Source organism: Rhodopirellula halodulae (genome assembly GCF_020966775.1).
Classification (GTDB): Bacteria; Planctomycetota; Planctomycetia; order Pirellulales; family Pirellulaceae; genus Rhodopirellula; species Rhodopirellula halodulae.
The window spans coordinates 1,207-8,862 of record NZ_JAJKFV010000020.1 but is presented as its reverse complement, the minus strand read 5'-3'; the positions used below and the strand labels follow the sequence as shown (position 1 = coordinate 8,862).

The window sequence follows — 7,656 nt, the reverse complement described above, 5'->3', positions numbered from 1 at the left end:
GGTTCGAGCGGCATGGCAAAAAGGACGATTATATTCTCTACCGCTTCCTAAACCCGCAGGTCATTGGATAACCATTGCGTGCACACGGAGCGGTGGTGGAGACTGGGTACACTTTCCAATTACATCTCTCGCCACCGCCCGGTGACGCCGAACGTTATGCGTGAGACAGAAGCACAACTCCATGCTCGTGTTCAGTGCTCACTGCCGACCCAACTGACGCAAGGTACCGGAACGATCTCGTGCTCGGAAGTGCCGCGTAGAATTCATGCTCGCGATTGCGCGCGAACCGTGCTGAATCGACACTCGACACCGCGTCCATTACTCGTCGACGCTGAATCGACTGACACTCGAGTCCTCATGACCTGGCCGACTCTCATCGAGATGAATCTCTCGGCTGACAGACGAACACCTACTCCACTCCATTCTCGTGATCGCGCTCGTCTGCCGCGGAAATGCATAACCATTGCATGCACACGGAGCGGTGGTGGAGACCCACTTCACTTTCCAATCACGTTGGCTTCCACCGCCCGGTGATGCTGACCGTTATGCGTGAGACAGAAGCACAACTCCATGCTCGTGTTCAGTGCTCACTGCCGACCCAACCGACGCAAGGTACCGGAACGATCTCGTGCTCGGAAGTGCCGCGTAGAATTCATGCTCGCGATTGCGCGCGAACCGTGCTGAATCGACACTCGACACCGCGTCCACTTTTCGTCGACGCTGAACTGCCTGACCCTCAAGTGCTCGTGACCTTACCGACTCTCATCGATACGAATCGCCCGGCTGACTATCGAATATCTACTCCACTCCGTGCTTGTGATTGCGCTCGGCTGCCGCGGAAATGCATAACCATTGCATGCACACGGAGCGGTGGCGGAGACCTACTTCACTTTCCAATCACGTTGGCTTCCACCGCCCGGTGATGCTGACCGTTCTGCGATGAAGGAATTATGCTCGACGACGTACGAAAACGTCCGGCTCTCTACATCGGTGCCAAGACATTGACTGGCCTTTTCCACTTTCTTGGTGGCTACCAGTTTGCGCGAACCGAACACGATATCATCAACAATGAACTCGCCTTGCCAGATGACATCCACGACTGGATTGCATATCGCTTGCACTTCAAAGAATCCACATCTGGCTGGCACTCGATGATTCTTTCCCGAACGTCAGATGAATCGCTCGCGTTCGATCAATTCTTCGCGTTACTTGATGAGCACGAGGGTCGTGTCCCATGCATGCGTGGGAAGGTACGAGGTGTTCAACGAACCTATACCTCAACGACCAACGGCGTGTCGATTCGCAGACGCTATCCCGAGACGATTTCACTCGTGACATACACGGACGATCCCGGGTTCTTTGTATATTCTGATGATCGTGATATTGATTTCCCGCGTCGCCCGTTTTTCCCATCGATAGAATGGCTGACACGTTGGCTCGACATCGATCGTTCTGACCTAGATGTCATTGACCCGGATTGGCCGCAGCTAAAGTAACGCAGAACCAGGCGATGAACACGGAGCCGCCGATCGCGCGCTTTGCCACTGGCAAGTCGAATGCGGCGGCCCGGTTATCGCAATCGTTCTGTCGAAATGATGTTGCGTTTCATTCCAGTCTTTTTTCTCTTCGTCGCTTTCGGCTGTAGCTCGGATCTTCCTAACGGCACGTGGGGCGTGATTGGAGAGGCAATACCGCTAGGTGTTGAAGAGGCGCACGAAGTGGACACCGGCGAACTCGCCGTTTTTGAGACTTGGGGTCTTCCGGTGCGCAGTCGCGAGAAGACGACGTTCTTGCTTTGGACAAACTCGTCAGAGAATCCGTTTGGACTACGCGAAGGTGATCGCTTCCGGTTTGCGACGTCCGTTGATAAACGCTACTTTGATGAATCCCACGATGGTTACCATGTCGGACGCGACGACATCGAGATCGTAGATGATTGATGCTGGCATGGTGTGGACGTTCACGCAGTGACGACAGAACCATGGCGTGCACCGAAGGACGGCTTGCGCGGTCTTACCGATGGAAAGTCAACCGTCCGTCCTCGGTGACGCCCGCCGTTACCCAGCCGAGACCATTGCGTTTAACACATCTGCTGACGTTTACAACAGCTACTATTCTGCTTGCCTGGTTTGCGTTCGTGACAATGCAATACGCTCAACATCGAATTCTGGTAAAAGGGATTGCTCATCAGCTGCAGATGGATGACCGCGTCTTTCATATCCTCCCTGGATCGCTCAATCCGCCAACCGCAATTGCCGGCGAAGATCGCTTGCTTGTGGTCGGCGAATTGGACAACGACTTTCTTCTTTGCAGCATTGTCCGCAATTCGCAACACACTGATTTTCGGGGACAATGGATACTTGACGTCTGCTTTCGCCCCGTATTGCAACCAGAGCATCCCCGACTTGCGGTATGGGAATCGCTGGATCACTTCCCGACTGAAACAGACTTGAAGCGGTTTCGATCCGACGCGTTACGACAGCCGTGGGTTAAATGGGACTGCCCCCAGGGGTCGAATCCAGAGAATGGTGGGTAACCATGACATGCACACGGAGCGGTGGTGGAGACCTGCTTCGCTTTCCAATCACACGGGTTTACACCGCCCGGTGATGTCCGCCGTTCGCCGACTGAAGATGTCCGCAACACCGAGCACTGTACGTCCGGATGCGTAAATTTGAAACGACATGCCAGAACTTTCCGCCAGTCAACGTTCCTCGATCCGTCGGATGATCTCCGACCGCAGACACCCAGACACAATTGACGCCTACCTTGTCCAGCGAGGGTTCTCTGATTCAGACATCGCGAACTATTACAGCGAATCAAACCTGCGACGCAGTCACCTACTCGCGTGCTATCTAATGAAACGGACTGTCCGTCTAATCGGTGTTGCCTTGCTCGCGTTCTCTGCTGCCGTCCCGTTGTTTGGTGGCCCATTGCTCGTATCGATTACGATCGTTGACTACGGCATTGCATTGATCGCTACCGGATCGTTAACTGTTTATGAACCATAGCGTCGAATTGCTGGCGCGTGTCGCGATTGATATAGTTTACCCACGTCGCTTGTGATGGTCGGCGACACCACCCTGCAGATAGCGGCGAACCATTGCATGCACACGGAGCGGTGGTGGAGACCTACCTCACTTTCCAATCACGTTGGCTTCCACCGCCCGGTGATGCTGACCGTTATCGCGGCAACTCATGCCGGACGTAGCTACGCAGATCTCAGCTACACACAACGCTATCGTCGGTGCTCGTGTTCGTCTTTTCGACGACGCATCTGCGGCACGATGAAAACAATCAGCACAGCGAACATCAAACCAATCGACGCTGGACACAATGGACGACAAAGCTGCGGTCGGTCGATCGTGACATCTCATCACACGATCTTGCAACATCCGTCGCGGTCATGCGAACGGTCGTCAACATTTCTAACGAACGACTGCGTTCCGGTTGCCAACCGATCGCCTCACCGCGACTCCAACGTTTCACCGCTGCGTAGACACCCGGAAACGATGCGAACGATGTCGATTACGCCTGATGCAATTTTTTGGCGTTCTCCATCGACATCATACCCATCGCTTCCTCACCCGTCGGTGCGCTTGCGATGGTCATTCGACATTTGCAAATCCCTCGATTTGATCGACGACAGCATTCCCGATAACCACGCGATGATGACGGAGCGGTGGTGGAGACCAACTCGGCATTCCAATCACATCACTCGCCACCGCCCGCATATCGCAAGCGTTATCGCGGCGACACATGCTGGACGTGGCGATGACGATCTCGGCCACACGCCACCCGATTGTTGATGCTCGCGATCGTCTGCTCGACGGCGCAACTATGACACAATGAAAACGTTCAACACTTTGAAAGTCAAACCAGTTCACACTGATACACGATGGCCGACACAACTGCGATCAGTCGCTCGACGCACATCGTCGCTCGATTTCGTAGAATCCGTCGCGGTCACGCGAACGGTCGTCAACCTTTCTGACGAACGGACTGCGTTTTGACTGCCAACCGATCGCCTCACCGCGACTCCAAAGTTTCACCGCTGCGTCGACTCCCGGAAACGACGCGAACGATGTCGATTACGTCTGATAAAATCCTTTGACGCTCTCCATCGACATCGTACCCATCGCTTCCTCACCTGTCGGTGCGCTTGTGATCGTCACTCGACGGTTCCGAATTGCTCGATTGGATCCACGATTGTATTCCCGATAACCACGCGATGATGACGGAGCGGTGGTGGAGACAAACTTGGCGTTCCAATCAAATCGCTCGCCACCGCCCGCATATCGCAAACGTTCGCCGATCGAGACAACGACTACACAATGGCGAATCCATACGAACCCTCCGCAGCGACACTTACACCTACTCGGCGTGACTGGGGTCGCGATGAATGCCCGTACTGCCTGCGCCAGCAAAGCCTATGGACCGCGATGAACACGATTCGCCAATATCGCTGCAACCATTGCGGCCAACGGCTGCTTGTCACGCTTCCACGCGTCGTGTCCCGTACGATCACAACCTGTCTACTGCTAATCGTTTCGGCTCCCTTCATTTGTCGACTCGTTTACGACCTGCAACCAACGGTAGCCGTGCTATTCCTCGGCTTCCTGGCGATCCCACTGAACTTCCTGCTACGCTACAGCTTCGGGTATTTCCATCCTGTCTCCAGAAACTGGATTTCTTCGCGAACTGAATTGTCTGACACCCAATCGCATGGAACTGAGGATTGATGCGATGTTGAAGGCTGGTCTCAAGGCAACAGACGGCGAACCATCCGATGCACCCGAGTCGCCAAGTCGGGTGTTTTGAAAATGGAAGATTGCTCGCGGCGACCGGGTGATCGGTACCGTTATCCGAATGAAGTGTCCGGGCCAACTTGACCACAATGCCTGTATGACCAACCCATACACTCCAACACTCGCCGCAGCTGATGAGCAGCAGCATGTCAATCCACACCCCTTGCGATTGGTAAGCATTGCGGCGCTGGCTGCATTGGCTGTCGCCGCCGGACTACGGCCCCATCTGCTCTTACTGGTACTTGGATGTGCTGCCCTGAACTTTGCGTCGGTGATCCCGCTTTCGCTCGCTGCTTCGGTTCGGCTCAGTTGGATTTCTCTATTGGCCGGTCTATCTTTCGGTGCGACTCTGCTATTCACAAACTGGGGGTTTTCGACGCCGAATTTCGTTGTGCGTGTATCTTGGATCACCCTCGTCCCCGCATTCCTCCTAATGCTCTGCTGGATCGCCTATCCTTTGTTTCCAACGAATGTCCAACGGCTGCTTGTCCCTAGAACGGAAAACGGATAACCATTGCATGCACACGGAGCGGTGGTGGAGACCTACTTCACTTTCCAATCACGTTGGCTTCCACCGCCCGGTGATGCTGACCGTTACCCGACTGAATCGAAATGAATCCATACTCACCGCCAGATGCGAATCGCGTTGCTGGAAATCGTGCGCGTGCCTACAGCGCTACTCGCGCGTGGATGGCGTTGGCCGCATCTTTGTTTGCATCCCTTCCGGTGGGTCTAGCAATCAACGTCGCTCTCTTTGACATTGATCCATTGCAAGGACAAAGTGGGGTCCTTCGCACAGCATGTTACTGGGCTGTGTCTTCGGTGCTCGCATCGATAATTTGCTCCTCGGTCGGCGCTTGGATCATTGCTTCGCAACTCAAGTGGTACCATTTCTGGTTAACCTATCAGGCTGGGTGGTTGGCTTACTTTCTGATCGGTGTTGGCGCTGTGAACATGCGGGTCCCTGACATAATTTACTATTGGGCCCCGTTCGTTGTGCCGTTGATTGTCGCAGGAGTAGCGCCGATCTTTAGTTCAAAAGAGAAACCCTTGGTCGGTCGCGGTTGATTCACGAGATTCCTTCTATCGCGCGAATGTGTTGCGCGAAACAAGATGACGGGTAACCATCGGATGCAACGGAGGACCGGTGGTCAGTTTTCACGAATGGATGCTCAACTCCCGGTCCCCGCTGATCCGCACCGTTATCGCGGCGACGAATGCAGGACGTGGCGATCACGATCTCGGTTGCACACCACGCCATCATTGATGCTCGTGACCGTCTGCTCAACAGTTCGTCGATGACACGATTGAAAATTCAAGATGTTGAACATCAAACCAATCGACATTGCAAACGATGGCGGACAAAACTGCGGTCGGTTGCTCGACACTTTCCGTCATCCGATTTTGCAACATTCATCGCGGTCATGCGAACGGTCGTCAACCTATCTAACGAACGACTGCGTTCCGGTTGCCAACCGATCGCCTCACCGCGACTCCAACGTTTCACCGCTGCGTAGGACTCCCGGAAACGATGCGAACGATGTCGACTCCGTCTGATAAAATCCTTTGACGTTCTCCATCGACATCGTACCCATCGCTTCCTCGCCTGTCGGTGCGCTCCTGATCGCCACTCGACGGTTTCGAATCGCTCGATTGGATCGACAACCGTATTCCCGATAACCACGCGATGATGACGGAGCGGTGGTGGAGGCTTACTTGGCGTTCCAATCACATCGCTCGCCACCGCCCGCATATCGCAAACGTTCCCCGACTGAAGAATGAAGCCGCCGCGTTGCCTCAAAATCACCGACAACGAAATCGGTTCCGGCCGCCCATGCGTGCCCGGTGACCTTGCAATCTGCCATTGCGTTTGCACCCGACGCAAAGGCGATGTGCTGTTTGCCTCCGACTCGGACTCCCCGTATCCAATCCGCGTTGGTGGGCGTGACTGCTATGCCGGAATCGAATACGGATTGCTGGGCATGCGGAATGGCGGTCGTCGAACTGTCGTCGCACCACCCAACTTGATTTATGCTGAACGAAAGACCTATCCTGATCTTCCGGCCAACTCATTGTTGATCTACGAATTGCAACTGATCGACCTCCCGGAGAAATGGGATCCCGAAATGGAACGTCGCTTGGCAGCGGGCGCCGATTCATAATGGAGCGTTCCAGATTGCGGGGAACAATCACGTGCACCCGAGCACGCGAGCCGAGCGGTTTTGAAATGGAGAATCCCTCGCGCGTGCCGGGTGACGCGTACCGTTATCCGACTGAAATACTCCACGGCCTGTTTGGGCTGATACGTGAACGCTGATCTACGCCGCTTGATTGACGCTTTTCGCACGACGCAGGACACTGCAATCGACTTTCTGCATTGTCAACTCGGGATACCTCTTCCTACGTCCGGTCTGGACTGGGCGCTCAACGGACATCTCGCCATACGCGACCTTACTCGTGCAACACACTATGCTGGCTTTCAACTGCAACCGCACGGCTATGGCATCGACGTAATTCACCCGGAATTCAGAATCGACTTTGACTACGGTCCTGCTGGACAGATCGACTGCTTTGACATTTGGCGATTGGCCTTACATCGGCACCACTTACTAAATGACACGCCCCCGGTCGGTCCGTATGACGACATTGATGCATGGGTCGATGATTCGCTATCATGCGGTGAACTAATTGTCGTCGCAGATACATACGATGCGTTCTATCAAGATCCAACTCGGCTGCGCTGCCCCGCCGACCTCCCATGCAGCGGATAACCATCACATGCACCGGAGCACGGTTTGCGTGCGTTTTGGCAATGGAAAGTCAACACTCCGTGCCCGGTGATGCGGGA

At 54.6% G+C, this 7,656-nt stretch carries 6 protein-coding genes; 5 read left to right on the top strand and 1 reads right to left on the bottom strand.

Features of this window, described 5'->3' with window-relative positions; genetic code table 11:
- Window positions 1-881: 881 nt before the first annotated feature.
- On the bottom strand, window positions 882-1,097 hold the full coding sequence (locus tag LOC70_RS12840) for a hypothetical protein (RefSeq protein WP_230253985.1): 216 nt from the start codon (window positions 1,095-1,097) through the stop codon (window positions 882-884).
- 495 nt (window positions 1,098-1,592) lie between these two features.
- On the opposite strand from LOC70_RS12840, the gene LOC70_RS12835 reads away from it, so the two are divergent.
- From LOC70_RS12835 to LOC70_RS24635, 5 genes are all read left to right on the top strand, one after another.
- Complete coding sequence (locus tag LOC70_RS12835; RefSeq protein ID WP_230253984.1) at window positions 1,593-1,940, top strand: hypothetical protein; 348 nt, start codon at window positions 1,593-1,595, stop codon at window positions 1,938-1,940.
- A gap of 41 nt (window positions 1,941-1,981) precedes the next feature.
- Window positions 1,982-2,536, top strand: a complete 555-nt coding sequence (locus tag LOC70_RS12830) for a hypothetical protein (RefSeq protein ID WP_230253983.1) — start codon at window positions 1,982-1,984, stop codon at window positions 2,534-2,536.
- Between the two features lie 148 nt (window positions 2,537-2,684).
- A complete protein-coding gene (locus LOC70_RS12825) occupies window positions 2,685-3,011 on the top strand; it encodes a hypothetical protein (protein ID WP_230253982.1) in 327 nt (108 codons plus the stop codon).
- A 3,575-nt stretch (window positions 3,012-6,586) separates the two neighbouring features.
- A complete protein-coding gene (locus tag LOC70_RS12820) occupies window positions 6,587-6,970 on the top strand; it encodes an FKBP-type peptidyl-prolyl cis-trans isomerase (RefSeq protein ID WP_230253981.1) in 384 nt (127 codons plus the stop codon).
- 144 nt (window positions 6,971-7,114) lie between these two features.
- On the top strand, window positions 7,115-7,579 hold the full coding sequence (locus tag LOC70_RS24635) for a DUF6896 domain-containing protein (RefSeq protein ID WP_390889041.1): 465 nt from the start codon (window positions 7,115-7,117) through the stop codon (window positions 7,577-7,579).
- The last annotated feature ends 77 nt before the right edge of the window (window positions 7,580-7,656 follow it).

Coding starts and splice junctions, on each gene's coding strand:
- LOC70_RS12835 (WP_230253984.1), top strand. CDS start 1,593: ATGATGTTGCGTTTCATTCCAGTCTTTTTTCTCTTCGTCGCTTTCGGC.
- LOC70_RS12830 (WP_230253983.1), top strand. CDS start 1,982: ATGGCGTGCACCGAAGGACGGCTTGCGCGGTCTTACCGATGGAAAGTC.
- LOC70_RS12825 (WP_230253982.1), top strand. CDS start 2,685: ATGCCAGAACTTTCCGCCAGTCAACGTTCCTCGATCCGTCGGATGATC.
- LOC70_RS12820 (WP_230253981.1), top strand. CDS start 6,587: ATGAAGCCGCCGCGTTGCCTCAAAATCACCGACAACGAAATCGGTTCC.